The organism is Pseudomonas allokribbensis (assembly GCF_014863605.1).
Classification (GTDB): Bacteria; Pseudomonadota; Gammaproteobacteria; order Pseudomonadales; family Pseudomonadaceae; genus Aquipseudomonas; species Aquipseudomonas allokribbensis.
This window is the reverse complement of record NZ_CP062252.1, coordinates 5,367,030-5,384,752: the sequence shown is the minus strand read 5'-3', so window position 1 is coordinate 5,384,752 and position 17,723 is coordinate 5,367,030. Positions and strand designations below refer to the sequence as shown.

General features: G+C 57.4%; 17 protein-coding genes, 1 tRNA gene and 2 rRNA genes. 16 read left to right on the top strand and 4 right to left on the bottom strand.

All coding sequences use genetic code 11. The features are described 5' to 3' along the window. The first annotated feature begins 203 nt into the window (after positions 1 to 203). Together IF199_RS24630 and rrf are read left to right on the top strand one after the other, a co-directional pair. Positions 204 to 3,094 (top strand): 23S ribosomal RNA (locus IF199_RS24630). 179 nt (positions 3,095 to 3,273) lie between these two features. After that, positions 3,274 to 3,389, top strand: a 5S ribosomal RNA gene (gene rrf / locus IF199_RS24625). 454 nt (positions 3,390 to 3,843) lie between these two features. On the opposite strand, the gene IF199_RS24620 is transcribed toward rrf, so the two are convergent. After that, positions 3,844 to 4,089: a hypothetical protein gene (locus tag IF199_RS24620; RefSeq protein ID WP_192558933.1), complete on the bottom strand. Its 246-nt coding sequence runs from the start codon at positions 4,087 to 4,089 to the stop codon at positions 3,844 to 3,846. A 119-nt stretch (positions 4,090 to 4,208) separates the two neighbouring features. On the opposite strand from IF199_RS24620, the gene IF199_RS24615 reads away from it, so the two are divergent. Continuing rightward, on the top strand, positions 4,209 to 4,958 hold the full coding sequence (locus IF199_RS24615; RefSeq protein WP_192558932.1) for a hypothetical protein: 750 nt from the start codon (positions 4,209 to 4,211) through the stop codon (positions 4,956 to 4,958). Between the two features lie 34 nt (positions 4,959 to 4,992). Here IF199_RS24615 and IF199_RS24610 read toward each other — a convergent pair whose 3' ends face one another. Both IF199_RS24610 and IF199_RS24605 read right to left on the bottom strand, forming a co-directional pair. Beyond that, entirely contained in the window at positions 4,993 to 5,322 is a 330-nt protein-coding gene (locus IF199_RS24610; protein WP_096823087.1) for a hypothetical protein, read from the bottom strand. A gap of 138 nt (positions 5,323 to 5,460) precedes the next feature. Beyond that, positions 5,461 to 5,545 (bottom strand) — tRNA-Leu (locus tag IF199_RS24605). 108 nt (positions 5,546 to 5,653) lie between these two features. Here IF199_RS24605 and queA point away from each other — a divergent pair. From queA to IF199_RS24575, 6 genes are all read left to right on the top strand, one after another. After that, positions 5,654 to 6,718 (top strand): tRNA preQ1(34) S-adenosylmethionine ribosyltransferase-isomerase QueA, encoded by a 1,065-nt coding sequence (queA, locus tag IF199_RS24600; protein WP_192558931.1) that lies wholly within the window; start codon positions 5,654 to 5,656, stop codon positions 6,716 to 6,718. 14 nt (positions 6,719 to 6,732) lie between these two features. After that, the gene (gene tgt / locus IF199_RS24595) at positions 6,733 to 7,848 is read left to right on the top strand and encodes a tRNA guanosine(34) transglycosylase Tgt (protein ID WP_161794909.1); all 1,116 of its coding nucleotides are present in this window, start codon (positions 6,733 to 6,735) and stop codon (positions 7,846 to 7,848) included. Positions 7,849 to 7,891: 43 nt separating this feature from the next. Further along, on the top strand, positions 7,892 to 8,230 hold the full coding sequence (gene yajC, locus IF199_RS24590) for a preprotein translocase subunit YajC (protein WP_003227923.1): 339 nt from the start codon (positions 7,892 to 7,894) through the stop codon (positions 8,228 to 8,230). Positions 8,231 to 8,292: 62 nt separating this feature from the next. Then, positions 8,293 to 10,161, top strand: a complete 1,869-nt coding sequence (secD, locus tag IF199_RS24585) for a protein translocase subunit SecD (RefSeq protein ID WP_096818611.1) — start codon at positions 8,293 to 8,295, stop codon at positions 10,159 to 10,161. 9 nt (positions 10,162 to 10,170) lie between these two features. Then, positions 10,171 to 11,085 (top strand): protein translocase subunit SecF, encoded by a 915-nt coding sequence (gene secF, locus IF199_RS24580; protein ID WP_096818609.1) that lies wholly within the window; start codon positions 10,171 to 10,173, stop codon positions 11,083 to 11,085. A gap of 131 nt (positions 11,086 to 11,216) precedes the next feature. Continuing rightward, complete coding sequence (locus IF199_RS24575) at positions 11,217 to 11,765, top strand: glycine zipper 2TM domain-containing protein (RefSeq protein ID WP_085709392.1); 549 nt, start codon at positions 11,217 to 11,219, stop codon at positions 11,763 to 11,765. 137 nt (positions 11,766 to 11,902) lie between these two features. Here the strand turns inward: IF199_RS24575 and suhB are convergent, their stop codons facing one another. After that, the gene (gene suhB, locus IF199_RS24570) at positions 11,903 to 12,721 is read right to left on the bottom strand and encodes a type III secretion system regulator SuhB (protein WP_085709393.1); all 819 of its coding nucleotides are present in this window, start codon (positions 12,719 to 12,721) and stop codon (positions 11,903 to 11,905) included. Positions 12,722 to 12,866: 145 nt separating this feature from the next. On the opposite strand from suhB, the gene trmJ reads away from it, so the two are divergent. The 7 genes from trmJ (at position 12,867) to hscB (ending at position 17,712) form a co-directional block, all read left to right on the top strand. Further along, positions 12,867 to 13,637, top strand: a complete 771-nt coding sequence (gene trmJ / locus IF199_RS24565) for a tRNA (cytosine(32)/uridine(32)-2'-O)-methyltransferase TrmJ (protein ID WP_007956692.1) — start codon at positions 12,867 to 12,869, stop codon at positions 13,635 to 13,637. 2 nt (positions 13,638 to 13,639) lie between these two features. Next, positions 13,640 to 14,416, top strand: a complete 777-nt coding sequence (gene cysE / locus IF199_RS24560; RefSeq protein WP_007956691.1) for a serine O-acetyltransferase — start codon at positions 13,640 to 13,642, stop codon at positions 14,414 to 14,416. Positions 14,417 to 14,585: 169 nt separating this feature from the next. After that, positions 14,586 to 15,077 carry a Fe-S cluster assembly transcriptional regulator IscR gene (gene iscR / locus IF199_RS24555; protein WP_007956690.1) on the top strand — a complete coding sequence of 164 codons (492 nt, stop codon included), beginning with the start codon at positions 14,586 to 14,588 and terminating at the stop codon, positions 15,075 to 15,077. Positions 15,078 to 15,127: 50 nt separating this feature from the next. Continuing rightward, entirely contained in the window at positions 15,128 to 16,342 is a 1,215-nt protein-coding gene (locus IF199_RS24550; protein WP_192558930.1) for an IscS subfamily cysteine desulfurase, read from the top strand. 101 nt (positions 16,343 to 16,443) lie between these two features. Further along, the gene (gene iscU / locus IF199_RS24545) at positions 16,444 to 16,830 is read left to right on the top strand and encodes a Fe-S cluster assembly scaffold IscU (protein WP_003227907.1); all 387 of its coding nucleotides are present in this window, start codon (positions 16,444 to 16,446) and stop codon (positions 16,828 to 16,830) included. Between the two features lie 28 nt (positions 16,831 to 16,858). Beyond that, entirely contained in the window at positions 16,859 to 17,182 is a 324-nt protein-coding gene (gene iscA / locus IF199_RS24540) for an iron-sulfur cluster assembly protein IscA (RefSeq protein ID WP_003227904.1), read from the top strand. 8 nt (positions 17,183 to 17,190) lie between these two features. Next, positions 17,191 to 17,712 carry a co-chaperone HscB gene (gene hscB, locus IF199_RS24535; protein ID WP_102620823.1) on the top strand — a complete coding sequence of 174 codons (522 nt, stop codon included), beginning with the start codon at positions 17,191 to 17,193 and terminating at the stop codon, positions 17,710 to 17,712. Positions 17,713 to 17,723 lie beyond the last annotated feature (11 nt).

Genomic DNA, 17,723 nt, shown 5'->3' with positions numbered 1-17,723 from the left:
GAGTGGATGGTGAATGTTGATTTCTAGTCTTTGACTAGTTCGTTCTTTAAAAATTTGGGTATGTGATAGAAAGATAGACTGAACGTTACTTTCACTGGTAACGGATCAGGCTAAGGTAAAATTTGTGAGTTCTCTTAGTTGAGAAATTCGAATTTTCGGCGAATGTCGTCTTCACAGTATAACCAGATTGCTTGGGGTTATATGGTCAAGTGAAGAAGCGCATACGGTGGATGCCTTGGCAGTCAGAGGCGATGAAAGACGTGGTAGCCTGCGAAAAGCTTCGGGGAGTCGGCAAACAGACTTTGATCCGGAGATGTCTGAATGGGGGAACCCAGCCATCATAAGATGGTTATCTTGTACTGAATACATAGGTGCAAGAGGCGAACCAGGGGAACTGAAACATCTAAGTACCCTGAGGAAAAGAAATCAACCGAGATTCCCTTAGTAGTGGCGAGCGAACGGGGACTAGCCCTTAAGTGGCTTTGAGATTAGCGGAACGCTCTGGAAAGTGCGGCCATAGTGGGTGATAGCCCTGTACGCGAAAATCTCTTAGTCATGAAATCGAGTAGGACGGAGCACGAGAAACTTTGTCTGAATATGGGGGGACCATCCTCCAAGGCTAAATACTACTGACTGACCGATAGTGAACTAGTACCGTGAGGGAAAGGCGAAAAGAACCCCGGAGAGGGGAGTGAAATAGATCCTGAAACCGTATGCGTACAAGCAGTGGGAGCAGACTTTGTTCTGTGACTGCGTACCTTTTGTATAATGGGTCAGCGACTTATTTTCAGTGGCGAGCTTAACCGAATAGGGGAGGCGTAGCGAAAGCGAGTCTTAATAGGGCGTCTAGTCGCTGGGAATAGACCCGAAACCGGGCGATCTATCCATGGGCAGGTTGAAGGTTAGGTAACACTGACTGGAGGACCGAACCGACTACCGTTGAAAAGTTAGCGGATGACCTGTGGATCGGAGTGAAAGGCTAATCAAGCTCGGAGATAGCTGGTTCTCCTCGAAAGCTATTTAGGTAGCGCCTCATGTATCACTGTAGGGGGTAGAGCACTGTTTCGGCTAGGGGGTCATCCCGACTTACCAAACCGATGCAAACTCCGAATACCTACAAGTGCCGAGCATGGGAGACACACGGCGGGTGCTAACGTCCGTCGTGAAAAGGGAAACAACCCAGACCGTCAGCTAAGGTCCCAAAGTTATGGTTAAGTGGGAAACGATGTGGGAAGGCTTAGACAGCTAGGAGGTTGGCTTAGAAGCAGCCACCCTTTAAAGAAAGCGTAATAGCTCACTAGTCGAGTCGGCCTGCGCGGAAGATGTAACGGGGCTCAAACCATACACCGAAGCTACGGGTATCACGTAAGTGATGCGGTAGAGGAGCGTTCTGTAAGCCTGTGAAGGTGAGTTGAGAAGCTTGCTGGAGGTATCAGAAGTGCGAATGCTGACATGAGTAACGACAATGGGTGTGAAAAACACCCACGCCGAAAGACCAAGGTTTCCTGCGCAACGTTAATCGACGCAGGGTTAGTCGGTCCCTAAGGCGAGGCTGAAAAGCGTAGTCGATGGAAAACAGGTTAATATTCCTGTACTTCTGGTTATTGCGATGGAGGGACGGAGAAGGCTAGGCCAGCTTGGCGTTGGTTGTCCAAGTTTAAGGTGGTAGGCTGGAATCTTAGGTAAATCCGGGATTCTAAGGCCGAGAGCTGATGACGAGTTGCCATTAGGCGACGAAGTGGTTGATGCCATGCTTCCAAGAAAAGCTTCTAAGCTTCAGGTAACCAGGAACCGTACCCCAAACCGACACAGGTGGTTGGGTAGAGAATACCAAGGCGCTTGAGAGAACTCGGGTGAAGGAACTAGGCAAAATGGCACCGTAACTTCGGGAGAAGGTGCGCCGGTGAGGGTGAAGGACTTGCTCCGTAAGCCCATGCCGGTCGAAGATACCAGGCCGCTGCGACTGTTTATTAAAAACACAGCACTCTGCAAACACGAAAGTGGACGTATAGGGTGTGACGCCTGCCCGGTGCCGGAAGGTTAATTGATGGGGTTAGCTAACGCGAAGCTCTTGATCGAAGCCCCGGTAAACGGCGGCCGTAACTATAACGGTCCTAAGGTAGCGAAATTCCTTGTCGGGTAAGTTCCGACCTGCACGAATGGCGTAACGATGGCGGCGCTGTCTCCACCCGAGACTCAGTGAAATTGAAATCGCTGTGAAGATGCAGTGTATCCGCGGCTAGACGGAAAGACCCCGTGAACCTTTACTATAGCTTTGCACTGGACTTTGAATTTGCTTGTGTAGGATAGGTGGGAGGCTTTGAAGCGTGAACGCCAGTTTGCGTGGAGCCATCCTTGAAATACCACCCTGGCAACTTTGAGGTTCTAACTCAGGTCCGTTATCCGGATCGAGGACAGTGTATGGTGGGTAGTTTGACTGGGGCGGTCTCCTCCTAAAGAGTAACGGAGGAGTACGAAGGTGCGCTCAGACCGGTCGGAAATCGGTCGTAGAGTATAAAGGCAAAAGCGCGCTTGACTGCGAGACAGACACGTCGAGCAGGTACGAAAGTAGGTCTTAGTGATCCGGTGGTTCTGTATGGAAGGGCCATCGCTCAACGGATAAAAGGTACTCCGGGGATAACAGGCTGATACCGCCCAAGAGTTCATATCGACGGCGGTGTTTGGCACCTCGATGTCGGCTCATCACATCCTGGGGCTGAAGCCGGTCCCAAGGGTATGGCTGTTCGCCATTTAAAGTGGTACGCGAGCTGGGTTTAGAACGTCGTGAGACAGTTCGGTCCCTATCTGCCGTGGACGTTTGAGATTTGAGAGGGGCTGCTCCTAGTACGAGAGGACCGGAGTGGACGAACCTCTGGTGTTCCGGTTGTCACGCCAGTGGCATTGCCGGGTAGCTATGTTCGGAAAAGATAACCGCTGAAAGCATCTAAGCGGGAAACTTGCCTCAAGATGAGATCTCACTGGAACCTTGAGTTCCCTGAAGGGCCGTCGAAGACTACGACGTTGATAGGTTGGGTGTGTAAGCGCTGTGAGGCGTTGAGCTAACCAATACTAATTGCCCGTGAGGCTTGACCATATAACACCCAAGCAATTTGCGTCGGCTCTCTAAACCAGAGCAACCAGATTGCGGTGTGTGAAGACGAAACGAACCGAAAGTTCGACTGCACCTAAAAAGGCAGCACAAAACACCGAAAACTATCCCATACCCAATTTGCTGAAGCGAGGCCGTCTGGCCACGACTCAGTACCCGAATTTCTTGACGACCATAGAGCGTTGGAACCACCTGATCCCATCCCGAACTCAGAAGTGAAACGATGCATCGCCGATGGTAGTGTGGGGTTTCCCCATGTGAGAGTAGGTCATCGTCAAGATTAAATTCCGAAACCCCAATTGCGAAAGCAGTTGGGGTTTTGTTTTGCCCGCAGGAAAGTTCGTACGACATTCTCAGACGCCCTGCGGCTGTCCTCGCCTGCCGACAATGCTAAGGTTCAGCCCTAGCTTTTGTACTTTTCCAAGGAAGCCTTCATGCCGGACACAGTGCGATTGGCGGCCATTTGCCGCCGAGGGTGTAGGTATCTCATGAGAGGCCCTCTTGGGCGCCACTGAAGGGCTGGGACTGCCATGTGAAGCTTGTTTGAATGGGGTCACATTGGCGGCTGGCTACGGCGCTTTCTCGGCCTTGCCGGTGCCGGATGTATTGCGATGGTTTTGCAGTCAACGATGATGCCGCCAAGCTGCTAGGGGCGTGGCAACACGAAATCGATAAGCAGCCGTTGAGACTGTCTCGACAGGTGAGGGTGGAGCTATCTTGAAGAGGTAGGGACATTATCCCAGACAGCAAAAAGCCCGCTGGTAATCACCCATGACCAGATCATCGCGCAGGGGCGGGCTCAGGCAGTCTTCCTCATAAGCGAGAATGACCCCGTCGTATATCAGCGTGAACACAATACCGGTTACCACGCTACTTCCGGCGCCAGCAAGGTTGCCAAGTAGCAAGTTCCACTCACCCCGTTGCTTCACCACCCACCACCAGGTTCCGGCCAACACCATCAAGCACAGCAAAGCATCCATTGGTTTATTCCCGAGTGCGTGATAACAGAGGCGGTTGATAGGCCTCCAGCGAGAGTGGACGGCAAGATGGCAAAATAGTAGCTTCGCGCCACTTTCTTCATCTGCGTAACGGACTACACATGCTCAGCGTTTCTTCTGTCTCGCGCCTGCTCGGCGCTTTCCTCCTCTCGATCGGAATGACCCCGGCACTTGCCGCCGAAACCCCGGAGGTCGCCTGGAAGGGATACCTCTCCAATTGTGAGCGTTTTCAGCAAGTGGTGAACAACGCTCAAAACGGGGCAATTACAGCCAGGGAAGCGATGTTCTACGTCGATAGCTTGATACCACCTGTTTTCATCCATCGCCGGCACCTCACCCAAGCAAGCCTTGCCTCTCCCGATTATGCCCGTTGCGAAAACGTCATTGCCCAAGCGACCGAGATCTCGAACAACGAACATAACGTCCAGGACAAAGAGATTCTGCAGCAAGCCTTAAAGGCTGAGGCCGAGCATTTAGAGTCCCCGGAATACAAACGCGCCCGTGCTCTGGGTTTTAGCGACGTCGGCAAGCTCGGCAAGCTCCACGAGATCGCCGAGGATCCGGAAATGGATGGCGAAGCGTTACTGAAGACATTGATGATCACGGTCGACTGGGGTTGCGGCCGACATTTCCGTGCCGTGCGATACGTCAAACCCTATGTGATCTACACCGCTCATCCCGATGAGGGCAGTTGCGCAATCTATAGAGAGGTCGCGGTGCTGGGCGGAGCAATGGTGGAGAGGGGTGATGCCATCGATCGGGACGCGATTTTTCAATACGTGGGATGGAAGAAACTGGAAGGGGCAGGTGGGTTCCCCGTCGACATTCAAGTGGTAAAAGTGCGGAAGTAATCCGAGGGGCTGTTTCTTCAGATCGCGCGTCTGATTACAGAATGTCCTTCAAATAACCCTTCAGCGCGAGGAGCGGCTGATCCAGTTGCTCCAGCGACTGCGCCTGACTGAGGTCGGTCGACAACTTGTGCAGTTCCCGTCCCAGCGGTTTCTCGAAGCCACCCAGCGCATCCATCGCCAGCGCCAGGCACTCGTTCATCTTGAACTGGATCGTCTCGACATCACCCCGGCGCACCAGCAACTCGAATACGTCTTTCTGATAATCACCCATGACCATGTCATCCCGCAGAATCGGGCTCAGGCCTTCTTCCTCGTAAGCGAGCTTGAGGGAGAACAGGGCGACGGTTTCCAGTGACGTTTCCATGCAGTGAATCCTTTGAGTTGTCCTGTCGGTGAAACAGAGGAAGATCAAAAGATCGCAGCCTTCGGCAGCTCTTACTACGGCAGCTACTTTCCGGCAGGCGAAAAAAAAGGCCTTGCTAAGCAAGACCTTTCTTAATTTTGGTGCCCCGAGGGAGACTCGAACTCCCACTCCTTTCGAAAACGGATTTTGAATCCGCCGCGTCTACCAATTCCGCCATCAGGGCTCAATGGCGGCGAAGTATAGAGAGGTACCTACCGTTGGTCAATCACGTTTCATGGTCAATTTTCGATATTTCCGCTAGACTTTCCGGCCCTGCTAGACGAACTCCATCATGCGCGTTGCTGACTTTACCTTCGAGCTTCCTGATTCGCTGATCGCCCGCCACCCTTTGGCCGAGCGTCGCGGTAGTCGCCTGTTGACCCTGGATGGGGTCAGCGGCGCCCTGGCACACCGTCAATTCACTGATCTGCTTGAGCATCTGCGCCCGGGCGATTTGATGGTGTTCAACAATACCCGGGTGATTCCGGCACGGCTGTTCGGTCAGAAGGCGTCTGGCGGCAAGCTGGAAATCCTCATCGAGCGAGTGCTCGACACGCACCGCGTGCTGGCCCATGTGCGCTCCAGCAAGTCACCCAAGCCGGGCTCGAAGATCCTCATCGACGGTGGAGGCGAAGCCGAAATGCTGGCTCGCCACGATGCCCTGTTCGAGTTGGGTTTCGCCGAAGAAGTGCTGCCGCTCCTCGACCGAGTCGGGCACATGCCGCTGCCGCCTTATATCGACCGCCCGGACGAAGGCTCGGATCGTGAGCGTTATCAGACCGTGTACGCCGAGAAGCTCGGCGCGGTGGCAGCGCCGACCGCCGGGCTGCACTTCGACCAGACGCTGATGGAAGCGATCGCCGCCAAGGGTGTCGAGACCGCGTTCGTTACGTTGCACGTCGGTGCGGGTACGTTCCAGCCGGTGCGTGTCGAAAAGCTCGAAGATCACCACATGCACAGCGAATGGCTGGAAGTAGGCCAGGACGTGGTCGATGCAGTCGCTGCCTGCCGTGCGCGTGGCGGTCGGGTGATTGCCGTGGGCACCACCAGCGTACGTTCGCTGGAGAGCGCCGCTCGCGATGGCGTGCTCAAGCCGTTCAGTGGCGACACCGATATCTTTATCTTCCCGGGCCGGCCGTTCCATGTGGTCGACGCCTTGGTCACCAATTTCCATTTGCCCGAATCCACGCTGTTGATGCTGGTTTCGGCGTTCGCCGGCTATCCGGAAACCATGGCTGCCTACAAGGCCGCCGTCGAAAACGAATACCGCTTTTTCAGCTACGGTGATGCGATGTTCATCACCCGTAACCCCGCACCTACAGCCCCTAAAGAAACAGGCCCCGAGGAAACAGAATGAGTCGCCAATGCCGCATGTCCTTCGAGCTCCTGGCCACCGACGGCAAGGCTCGTCGTGGTCGCCTGACCTTCCCCCGTGGGACCGTCGAGACCCCGGCCTTCATGCCGGTTGGCACCTACGGCACGGTCAAGGGCATGTTGCCGCGTGACATCGTTGCCACGGGCGCTGAGATCATTCTGGGCAACACCTTTCACCTGTGGCTGCGCCCTGGCACCGAAGTGATCAAGGAACACGGCGACCTGCACGATTTCATGCAGTGGAAAGGCCCGATCCTCACCGACTCTGGCGGTTTCCAGGTGTTCAGTCTCGGCGCCATGCGCAAGATCAAGGAGGAGGGCGTGACCTTCGCCTCCCCGGTCGACGGCTCGAAAGTGTTCATGGGCCCGGAAGAGTCGATGCAGGTCCAGCGTGATCTGGGCTCGGACATCGTGATGATCTTCGACGAATGCACCCCGTACCCGGCCGACGAAGACGTTGCCCGTGTTTCCATGGAACTGTCGTTGCGCTGGGCCCAGCGTTCGAAGAATGCCCATGGCGACAACACGGCGGCGTTGTTCGGTATCGTTCAGGGCGGCATGCACCAGGACCTGCGCATGCGTTCTCTGGAAGGCCTGGACAAGATCGGCTTCGACGGTCTGGCCATCGGCGGCCTGTCGGTGGGCGAGCCCAAGCATGAAATGATCAAGGTGCTGGATTATCTGCCGGGCATGATGCCGGCTGACAAACCTCGTTACCTTATGGGCGTTGGCAAACCGGAAGATCTGGTTGAGGGTGTGCGCCGCGGTGTGGACATGTTCGATTGCGTGATGCCAACCCGTAATGCCCGCAATGGGCATCTGTTCATTGATACTGGCGTGCTGAAGATCCGTAACGCGTTCCATCGCCATGATGATTCGCCGCTGGATCCGACCTGCGATTGCTATACCTGCCAGAACTTCTCGCGCGCTTATCTGCATCATCTGGACAAGTGCGGCGAAATGCTCGGCAGCATGCTCAATACCATCCACAATTTGCGCCATTATCAGGTGCTGATGGCTGGTTTGCGCGAGGCTATTCAACAGGGTACATTGGCCGCCTTTGTCGATGCCTTCTACGCCAAACGCGGGCTTCCCGTTCCGCCTTTGGACTGAGTTTTCTGACCCCAAGATTCAACATTTGCAACTGGAGTGCTAAATGAGCTTTTTTATCTCTAATGCCATGGCTGACGCGGCTGCACCGGCAGCAGCCGGCCCAATGGGTGGCGGCTTCGAGTGGATTTTCCTGGTTGGCTTCCTGGTCATCTTCTACCTGATGATCTGGCGCCCACAGGCCAAGCGCGCCAAAGAGCAGAAGAACCTGCTGAGCAGCCTGGCGAAGGGTGACGAAGTGGTTACCACCGGCGGCATCGCCGGCAAGATCACCAAAGTGGCCGACGACTTCGTGGTTCTGGAAGTTTCCGACACCGTGGAAATGAAGTTCCAGAAGGGCGCCATCGCCGCCACGCTGCCAAAAGGCACGCTGAAAGCGATCTAAGTTTCAACTTCTACTCAATCGACGGGGCGCGCAAGGCGCCCCGCGTCATAACGGGCGGCGTGATGCTGAACAAATATCCTCTGTGGAAATACATTCTGATCCTGGCGGTGCTGGCGATCGGTCTGATTTATTCCGCTCCGAATCTATACCCCGATGACCCGGCCATTCAGATCAGCGGCGCCAGCACGGCCCTGCAGGTCAATCAGGCCGATCTGGATCGCGTGAGCACCGCGCTCAAGGAATCCGGGATCAACGTCAAGGCCTCGAGCCTGGCTGCAAACGGCAAGGGCGGTCTGATCCGTCTGACCAAGGCTGAAGACCAGCTGCCGGCCAAGGACGTTGTGCGCAAGGCATTGGGTGATGACTACGTCGTCGCGCTGAACCTGGCACAGACCACCCCGCAATGGCTGCGCAGCGTGGCCGCGCACCCGATGAAGCTGGGTCTGGACTTGTCCGGTGGTGTGCACTTCCTGTTGGAAGTGGACATGGAAAAAGCCCTCGATGCACGCCTGAAAGTCTATGAAGGCGACGTCAAGAGCCTGCTGCGTAAAGAAAAGCTGCGCTATCGCAGCCTGCCGCAACTGGGCGGTGCCATTCAGTTGGGCTTCAGCGATGAAGACTCCCGCGAACAGGCCCGTGTGCTGATCCGCAAGAACTTCAACGATTTCGACATTGTTCCGGCCGACCTCAATGGTCAACCGGTGCTGCGTCTGGCGATGACCCCGGCCAAGCTGGCGGAAATCCGTGAATACTCCATCAAGCAGAACTTGACCACGGTACGTAACCGCGTCAACGAGCTGGGTGTTGCCGAACCGATCGTCCAGCGTCAGGGTGCCAACCGTATCGTGGTTGAGCTGCCGGGCGTGCAGGACACTGCCGAAGCCAAGCGTATCCTCGGCAAGACGGCCAACCTCGAGTTCCGCCTGGCCGCCGAGCCGGGTGCTTCGAAAGCCACTTCCGAGACGTTTGAGTTCCGCGAAGGCAAGCGTCCTCCTGCACAGATCGAGCGTGGCCTGATCATCACCGGTGACCAGGTGACTGACGCCAAGGCCGGCTTCGGTGAGCACGGCACCCCTGAAGTGAACATCCGTCTGGATGGTCACGGTGGCGAACTGATGAGCCGCGCGACCCGCAGCAACGTCGGTCGCAGCATGGCGGTGATCTTCATCGAACAGCGTCCGGTGACCACGTACACCAAGCAAATGGTCGACGGCGTCGAGAAAGACGTTGCCGTACAGACGTTCAAGGAAGAGAAGAAGATCATCAGCCTGGCGACCATTCAGTCGCCGCTGGGTGCGCAATTCCGTATCACCGGCCTGAACGGCCAGGGTGAGTCGTCCGAACTGGCGCTGCTGCTGCGTGCCGGTGGTCTGGCCGCTCCGATGTACTTCGCTGAAGAACGCACCATCGGCCCGAGCCTGGGTGCGGACAACATCACCAAGGGTATCGATGCATCGCTGTGGGGCATGCTGTTCGTCTCGCTGTTCATCATCGCCATCTATCGCTTCTTCGGCCTGATCGCCACCGTCGCGCTGGCGGTGAACATGGTGCTGCTGCTGGCACTGATGTCGCTGCTGGGTGCCACGCTGACCCTGCCGGGTATCGCCGGTATCGTGTTGACCATGGGTATGGCGGTCGACGCCAACGTGCTGATCTTCTCGCGGATCCGTGAAGAGATCGCCGCCGGCATGACCGTGCAGCGTGCAATCAACGAAGGCTTCGGTCGGGCGTTCACTGCGATTCTCGACGCCAACCTGACCACCTTGCTGGTCGGCGGCATTCTCTTCGCCATGGGCACCGGCCCGGTGAAGGGCTTCGCAGTAACCATGTCCCTCGGGGTTCTGACTTCGATGTTCACGGCCATTATGGTCACCCGCGCGATGGTCAACCTGATCTTCGGCGGTCGTGACTTCAAGAAGTTGTGGATTTAAGGGGCTGCCATGTTACGTACAATCAACTTCATGGGCGTCCGCAACTTCGCGTTCGGCGTCACAGTGTTCCTGACCTTGCTGGCTGTTTTCAGCGTATTCCACAAGGGCATGAACTGGGGTCTGGACTTCACCGGCGGTACGCTCATCGAGCTGACCTACGAGCGTCCGGCCGATGTCACCAAGGTGCGTGATCAGCTGACCACTGCCGGCTATCACGAAGCCATCGTGCAGAACTTCGGTGCTACCACCGATCTGCTGGTGCGTATGCCGGGTGAAGATCCACAGTTGGGTCATCAGGTAGCGCAAGCGCTGCAGAAGGTCGGTGGCGACAACCCGGCGACGGTCAAGCGCGTCGAGTTCGTCGGCCCGCAGGTCGGTGAAGAGCTGCGTGACCAGGGCGGCCTCGGCATGCTGCTGGCACTCGGCGGCATCCTGATCTACCTGGCTTTCCGCTTTCAGTGGAAATTCGCGGTCGGCGCCATCGTTTCGCTGATTCACGACGTGATCGTGACCGTCGGTATCCTGTCGTTCTTCCAGATCACCTTCGACCTGACGGTGCTGGCGGCGGTACTGGCGATCATCGGCTACTCGCTGAACGACACCATCGTCGTATTCGACCGGGTACGTGAGAACTTCCGTGTGCTGCGCAAGGCTACGCTGATCGAGAACATCAACATCTCGACCACCCAGACCCTGTTGCGGACCATCGCGACTTCGGTTTCGACCTTGCTGGCAATCGCGGCGCTGCTGTTCTTCGGTGGTGACAACCTGCACGGCTTCTCCCTGGCGCTGCTGGTGGGTGTTCTGGCGGGTACCTATTCGTCGATCTACATCGCCAACGTGGTGCTGATCTGGCTGAATCTGTCCACCGAAGACCTGATTCCTCCGGCCAACACCGAGAAGGAAGTCGATGACCGTCCTTGAGGCCCTGCTTCCATAGCATTCTCCCGGTGGTACAAGACAAAAAAGACGCGAGTTGAACTCGCGTCTTTTTTTTTGCTCCAAGGCTGGGAGAAGCGCGGGCTTGTCCCGCATGTGATGGTCAGGAGGTTCATGTGAACAAGTCGTTACTGGTTGGTGCGGTATTGGGTGCTGTCGGTGTGACTGCCGGGGGTGCTGTTGCCACCTACAGCCTGGTTAAAAGCGGCCCTGAGTATGCGCAAGTGTTGGCCGTTGAACCGGTCAAGACACAGATCAAGACTCCACGTGAAGTGTGCAAGGATGTCGCTGTGACCCGGCAGGCGCCGGTCAAGGATCAACACCAGATTCTCGGTACCGCCATCGGTGCCGTGGCGGGTGGTTTGCTGGGTAACCAGATCGGCGGCGGCACCGGCAAGAAGATTGCCACGGTGGCCGGTGCGGTCGGTGGCGGTTATGCCGGCAACAAGGTGCAGGAAGGCATGCAGAATCGCGATACCTACACCACCACCCAGACTCGCTGTAATACGGTGAATGACATCAGCGACAAGGTCGTAGGCTATGACGTCCGTTACTCGCTGGACGGCAAGGAAGGCAAAGTTCGAATGGACCGTGATCCGGGCAACCAGATTCCGGTCGACAAGGAAGGCAAGCTGATCCTGTCTCAGGCGCAGCCGGGGCAGTGATCTGCTGAAAGCTGATAAGAAAGCACCCTTCGGGGTGCTTTTTTATGTCTGCGATTTGAGCGAGAAATGCAGGGGGATCGAATTGGATGCATAAAAAAAGCACCCCGAAGGGTGCTTTTTTGGGTCTCGCGAAAAGCTTAGCGCTTCAGCGAAGCCGGCAGGTGCGGCTGGATCGCCGTCAGAACTGCCTTGAAGCATTTGGTGTTGCCAGCAACGACGTGGCCTTTTTCAAGGAAGTCGTGACCGCCGGTGAAGTCGCTCACCAGGCCACCTGCTTCCTGAATCAGCAGGGCGCCAGCAGCCATGTCCCACTCGGACAGGCCCGACTCCCAGAACGCGTCGAAACGACCGGCGGCCACGTAAGCCAGGTCCAGGCTCGCCGAACCGGCGCGGCGGATGCCGGCAGTCTGGCCAACCAGGGCGCGGAACATGCCCAGGTAGTTGTCGAGGTTGTCCATCTGGTCGTCACGGAACGGGAAACCGGTGCCGAGCAGAGCGCCGTCCAGGCTGGTACGACCGCTGACACGCAGGCGACGACCGTTCAGTTGAGCGCCGCGACCACGGCTGGCGGTGAATTCTTCCTGGCGAACCGGATCCAGAACAACGGCGTGTTCCAGGCGACCACGGTATTTGCAGGCAATGCTGACAGCGAAGTGAGGAATGCCGCGCAGGAAGTTGGTGGTGCCGTCCAGTGGGTCGATGATCCACAGGTATTCTTCGCCTTCGATACCGCTACCGGCGTGCATGCCGGTCTCTTCACCCATGATCGAGTGATTCGGGTAAGCCTTGCGCAGAGCATCGATGATTTTCTGTTCGGCGGCGCGATCGACCTCGGATACATAATCCTTGGCGTCTTTTTCGTCGACCTTGATGGTATCCAGGCGCTCGATGGAGCGGAAGATCAGTTCACTGGCGCTGCGGGCGGCGCGCAGCGCGATATTCAGCATGGGCTGCATGGATGTGTCACCTAAGGTTGTTAAAGAAAGCCGCGCATTCTATCAGAACTTTTCTTCAGGTGAAGGTCGCTGTTCGCTTTCATAGCTTAACGGTAGGCTGTTCTGTAAGATTTGCACCCCTTTGCCGAGTCCGAGAGCGCCCGCCGTGCTGCAAAATATTCGTGTCGTCCTGGTCAATACCAGCCATCCGGGAAACATCGGCGGGACCGCGCGCGCCATGAAAAACATGGGCCTGTCGCGGTTGGTGCTGGTTGACCCGCGAGTCTTCCCGCATCACGAAGCCGACGCTCGCGCTTCGGGTGCTGGGGACATCCTTGAAAACGCCCAAGTCGTCGCCACCTTGGAAGACGCCCTGGTCGGCTGCAATCTGGTGCTCGGCACCAGTGCCCGCGACCGGCGCATTCCCTGGCCGTTGCTGGACCCGCGCGAGTGCGGAACCAAAGTGGTCGAGGAGGCCGGGCAGGGCGCAGAAATCGCGCTGGTGTTCGGTCGTGAAGATTCCGGCCTGACCAATGACGAGCTGCAGCGATGTCACTATCACGTGCACATCCCCTCCGATCCTGAATTCAGCTCGCTGAACCTCGGGGCGGCGGTGCAGGTGTTGAGTTATGAAGTGCGCATGGCCTGGCTGGCCGCACAAGGTCAGCCAACCAAGATCGAGAAGGAAGAAGTGGCCTCCGTGAAAAGCGCCGAGCTGGCGACCATGGATGAGCTGGAGCGATTCTACGAGCACCTGGAACAGACCCTGGTGGCCATCGAATTCCTCGATCCGGAAAAACCGCGGCACTTGATGGCGCGCCTGCGCCGGTTGTACGGACGCAGCTCGGTCAGCCGGGCGGAAATGAATATTTTGCGTGGCATCCTCACGGAAACCCAGAAAGCGGCCCGTGGCGAGCTCCTTAAACGGAAGGATTAATGATGTTCGAGCGTTTGCGTGAAGATATCCAGAGCGTATTCCACCGAGACCCGGCGGCGCGTAACGCTTTTGAAGTCCTGACCTGCTACCCCGGCATGCATGCAATCTGGATTCATCGACTGGCCGGCATGCTCTGGCGCAACGATCTGAAATGGCTGGCGCGGCTGGTGTCGAACTTCGGTCGCTGGTTGACCGGTATCGAGATTCATCCGGGCGCCAAGGTCGGTCGTCGCTTCTTCATCGACCATGGCATGGGCATCGTGATTGGCGAAACCGCTGAAATCGGCGATGACGTCACCATCTATCAAGGCGTGACCCTTGGCGGTACCAGTTGGAACAAGGGCAAGCGTCACCCGACGCTGGGTGATGGCGTAGTCGTGGGGGCTGGCGCGAAGGTGCTCGGCCCGTTCACTGTCGGTGCCGGTGCCAAGGTCGGCTCCAATGCCGTAGTGACCAAGGAAGTGCCGCCAGGTGCCACGGTGGTGGGCATCCCTGGCCGGATCATCGTCAAGTCCGATGATGAAGCCGACGCCAAGCGTAAAGCGATGGCCGAGAAGATCGGTTTTGATGCTTACGGTGTGAGCGAAGACATGCCGGACCCGGTGGCACGTGCCATTGGTCAGCTACTCGATCACCTGCAGGCGGTCGATGGCCGTCTGGAAGGGATGTGCGGTGCGTTGAAGGATCTGGGCAGCAATTATTGTGCGAAAGATCTGCCTGAACTGCGTGAAGAAGACTTCGCCTGCGTCAAGGGTAAGGACGAATCCAAGCTCCACTGACGCCCCGGCAGGGGCTGCTGCTGACCGGTGTGCCATTAAGCCGCAGACCCTGCTATCATTCGCGCGCTCTTTTGCGGGTAAACCCGACTAAAGCACTAGGTCTTATAGTTGACTTAAATGCTCGGGAATTGCATACTCCCGCCCATTCCGAACTCCGTGGTAATTGTCCATGCGACTGACTACAAAAGGCCGATACGCCGTGACCGCCATGCTTGACCTGGCGTTGCACGCGCAGCACGGGCCGGTGTCCCTGGCCGATATCTCCGAGCGCCAAGGCATCTCCCTGTCCTATCTCGAACAGCTGTTCGCCAAGCTGCGCCGCAGTAACCTGGTTTCCAGTGTTCGCGGTCCGGGCGGTGGCTACCAGTTGTCCCGCGACATGCAGGGCATCCAGGTCGCTCAGGTGATCGATGCGGTGAACGAATCGGTCGATGCAACAAAATGCCAGGGCCAGGGCGATTGCCATTCCGGCGACACCTGCCTGACCCATCACCTGTGGTGCGACCTGAGCCTGCAGATTCACGAATTTCTCAGCGGTATCAGCTTGGCCGACCTCGTAACTCGCCGTGAGGTGCAGGAAGTGGCCCAGCGTCAGGATCAGCGTCGTTGCAATGGCAAGGCGCCGCGCCTGGACAAGATTGAAGCGTCCGCCGTCGAATGACAGCCAGAGAGCTAGCGGCACGCCAGCCAGCCTGATTTAGGAGATAGTCCATGAAATTGCCGATTTACCTTGATTACTCTGCGACCACCCCGGTCGATCCGCGCGTTGCGCAAAAAATGAGTGAATGCCTGCTGGTCGACGGAAACTTCGGTAACCCGGCGTCCCGTTCCCACGTGTTCGGCTGGAAGGCCGAAGAGTCCGTCGAAAACGCCCGTCGTCAGGTGGCCGATCTGGTCAACGCCGACCCACGCGAAATCGTCTGGACCTCCGGTGCCACCGAGTCCGACAACCTGGCAATCAAGGGTGCGGCACATTTCTACGCCTCCAAGGGCAAGCACCTGATCACCTCCAAGATCGAGCACAAGGCTGTCCTCGACACCATGCGCCAACTGGAGCGTGAAGGTTTCGAAGTGACCTACCTCGATCCGACCGAAGACGGTCTGATCACGCCTGCCATGATCGAAGCTGCACTGCGTGAAGACACCATCCTGGTGTCGGTAATGCACGTGAACAACGAAATCGGCACCGTCAACGACATCGCCGCCATCGGCGAACTGCTTCGTTCGAAAGGCATCCTGTTCCACGTCGACGCCGCTCAGTCCACCGGCAAGGTCGAGATCGACCTGCAGAAGCTGAAAGTCGACATGATGTCGTTCTCTGCCCACAAGACCTACGGCCCTAAAGGCATCGGCGCGCTGTACGTGAGCCGCAAGCCGCGTGTGCGCATCGAAGCGACCATGCACGGTGGCGGTCACGAACGTGGCATGCGTTCCGGCACCCTGGCGACCCACCAGATCGTCGGCATGGGCGAAGCGTTCCGTGTGGCCAAGGAAGACATGGCTGCCGAAAACGTCCGCATCAAGGCGTTGAGCGACCGCTTCTACAAGCAGATCGAGCACCTGGAAGAGCTGTACGTCAACGGCAGCCTGACCGCCCGCGTTCCGCACAACCTGAACCTGAGCTTCAACTACGTTGAAGGCGAGTCGCTGATCATGGCGCTCAAGGATCTGGCGGTGTCGTCCGGTTCGGCCTGCACCTCGGCGTCGCTTGAGCCTTCGTACGTACTGCGCGCCCTGGGCCGCAACGACGAACTGGCACACAGCTCGATCCGTTTCACCTTCGGCCGCTTCACCACCGAAGAAGAAATCGACTACGCCGCGCAGAAAGTCTGCGAGGCCGTTACCAAGCTGCGCGCTCTGTCGCCGCTGTGGGACATGTACAAAGACGGCGTCGATATCTCGAAGATCGAGTGGGCGGCACACTAAATATAGAAGCCGCCGGATACAGATCCTGTAGCGACGCGGCGGTTTACGCAGCGCAGTTGCAGGGTCTCAAGAGCGGCCCTGATGAGTGAGGATTGAGAATCATGGCTTACAGCGAAAAGGTCATCGACCACTACGAAAACCCGCGTAACGTCGGCAAGATGAATGCCGAAGACCCGGATGTCGGCACCGGCATGGTCGGCGCTCCGGCATGCGGCGACGTGATGCGTCTGCAGATCAAGGTCAACGATCAGGGCGTTATCGAAGACGCCAAGTTCAAGACTTACGGCTGCGGTTCGGCTATCGCCTCCAGCTCCCTCGCCACCGAGTGGATGAAGGGCAAGACCCTGGACGAAGCTGAAACCATCAAGAACACCCAGCTGGCCGAAGAACTGGCCCTGCCGCCAGTGAAAATCCACTGCTCGGTACTCGCTGAAGACGCCATCAAGGCGGCTGTTCGCGATTACAAGCAGAAGAAAGGCTTGATCTAAGCATTGGGCGACGAGTAAGGAGTCAACGATGGCTATCAGCATGACAGAAGCGGCTGCTCGACACGTGCGACGCTCCCTCGACGGGCGCGGCAAGGGTGAAGGGATTCGTCTGGGTGTTCGCACCACGGGCTGTTCCGGCCTTGCCTACGTGCTGGAGTTTGTCGACGAGGTGGTTGCAGAAGATCAGGTGTTCGAAAGTCACGGCGAAAAGGTGATTATCGACCCGAAAAGCCTGGCTTACCTCGACGGCACCGAGCTCGATTTCGTCAAGGAAGGGTTGAACGAAGGCTTCAAGTTCAACAACCCCAACGTGCGCGGTGAATGTGGCTGCGGCGAAAGCTTCAACATCTGAGGCTTGTCGTGGGTATTCCTTGTCATTTCGCTTTATTCGAGCTGCAACCGGGCTTTCGTCTGGATCTCGAACAGTTGGCCACGCGCTATCGCGAGCTGGCGCGCGGCGTTCACCCTGACCGCTTCGCCGACGCTTCCGAGCGCGAGCAGCGCTCCGCTCTTGAGCAGTCCGCGCGGCTCAACGACGCCTACCAGACGCTCAAGAGTCCGGCCCAGCGCGCACGTTACCTGCTGACCATCAGCGGGCATGAAGTGCCGATGGAAGTCACGGTCCATGATCCCGAGTTTCTTCTGCAGCAGATGCAATGGCGCGAAGAACTCGAAGATCTGCAGGACAGTGCCGACCTGGACGGTGTCGCGACCTTCAAGCGTCGCCTGAAAACCGCCCAGGACGAGCTGAACGAAAGCTTCGCAGCCTGTTGGGATGATGCAGCGCAACGCGAACAGGCCGAACGCCTGATGCGACGCATGCAGTTCCTCGACAAGCTCACCTACGAAGTGCGCCAGTTAGAAGAGCGCCTCGACGATTAACCCAGTGCCGC

Excerpts from the sequence above, each read along its gene's own strand:
- iscR (WP_007956690.1), top strand. The coding sequence starts at position 14,586 with ATGCGACTGACTACAAAAGGCCGATACGCCGTGACCGCCATGCTTGAC.
- IF199_RS24610 (WP_096823087.1), bottom strand. The coding sequence starts at position 5,322 with ATGGAAACGTCACTGGAAACCGTCGCCCTGTTCTCCCTCAAGCTCGCT.
- cysE (WP_007956691.1), top strand. The coding sequence starts at position 13,640 with ATGTTCGAGCGTTTGCGTGAAGATATCCAGAGCGTATTCCACCGAGAC.
- IF199_RS24620 (WP_192558933.1), bottom strand. The coding sequence starts at position 4,089 with ATGGATGCTTTGCTGTGCTTGATGGTGTTGGCCGGAACCTGGTGGTGG.
- secF (WP_096818609.1), top strand. The coding sequence starts at position 10,171 with ATGTTACGTACAATCAACTTCATGGGCGTCCGCAACTTCGCGTTCGGC.
- iscU (WP_003227907.1), top strand. The coding sequence starts at position 16,444 with ATGGCTTACAGCGAAAAGGTCATCGACCACTACGAAAACCCGCGTAAC.
- secD (WP_096818611.1), top strand. The coding sequence starts at position 8,293 with ATGCTGAACAAATATCCTCTGTGGAAATACATTCTGATCCTGGCGGTG.
- suhB (WP_085709393.1), bottom strand. The coding sequence starts at position 12,721 with ATGCAGCCCATGCTGAATATCGCGCTGCGCGCCGCCCGCAGCGCCAGT.
- iscA (WP_003227904.1), top strand. The coding sequence starts at position 16,859 with ATGGCTATCAGCATGACAGAAGCGGCTGCTCGACACGTGCGACGCTCC.
- IF199_RS24615 (WP_192558932.1), top strand. The coding sequence starts at position 4,209 with ATGCTCAGCGTTTCTTCTGTCTCGCGCCTGCTCGGCGCTTTCCTCCTC.
- yajC (WP_003227923.1), top strand. The coding sequence starts at position 7,892 with ATGAGCTTTTTTATCTCTAATGCCATGGCTGACGCGGCTGCACCGGCA.
- tgt (WP_161794909.1), top strand. The coding sequence starts at position 6,733 with ATGTCCTTCGAGCTCCTGGCCACCGACGGCAAGGCTCGTCGTGGTCGC.
- IF199_RS24550 (WP_192558930.1), top strand. The coding sequence starts at position 15,128 with ATGAAATTGCCGATTTACCTTGATTACTCTGCGACCACCCCGGTCGAT.
- queA (WP_192558931.1), top strand. The coding sequence starts at position 5,654 with ATGCGCGTTGCTGACTTTACCTTCGAGCTTCCTGATTCGCTGATCGCC.